General features: G+C 37.9%; 1 protein-coding gene. It reads left to right on the top strand.

The window, feature by feature from the left end; genetic code table 11:
- Positions 1–517: ISAon1 family transposase (locus VB264_RS25080; protein ID WP_323254159.1), on the top strand; the 517-nt coding region annotated here is incomplete at both ends.

Genomic DNA, 517 nt, shown 5'->3' with positions numbered 1-517 from the left:
CAAAAAGAACATGCAGAAGATTGGATGCTATTCTGTGATAATGTAGGTAGCCATTTGAGTATTGATGAAACAGCCTTGTCTAATGGAGAATTATACACTATTGTCACAAACAAACAGGCAAAGGGACGTAAAGGAGCTATTGTAGCGATGATTAAAGGTACAGTAGCCGAAGATATTATTACTGTACTCAAGCAAATCCCTGAAGCTTTACGTAATAGTGTTCAGGAGGTAACCATGGATATGGCAGCCAATATGCAACTGGCCATAAAACGATGTTTTAGCAAGGCAGACCGTGTGATTGACCGTTTCCATGTACAAAAACTAGCTTATGATGCAGTACAAGAATGTAGGATTAAATATCGCTGGCAGGCACTAGACCAAGAAAATGAAGCCATTAGTCAGGCAAAGAAAACTAAAACTACCTTTGTAACTGAAGTACTTTCTAATGGAGATACACTCAAACAATTATTGGCTAGAAGCAGATATTTGTTATTCAAACATCACAGTAAATGGACTC

This window comes from Arcicella aquatica (assembly GCF_034928825.1).
GTDB lineage: Bacteria > Bacteroidota > Bacteroidia > Cytophagales > Spirosomataceae > Arcicella > Arcicella aquatica.
Note: the sequence above shows the minus strand (reverse complement) of the source record. Positions and strands in the feature narration are given on the sequence as shown.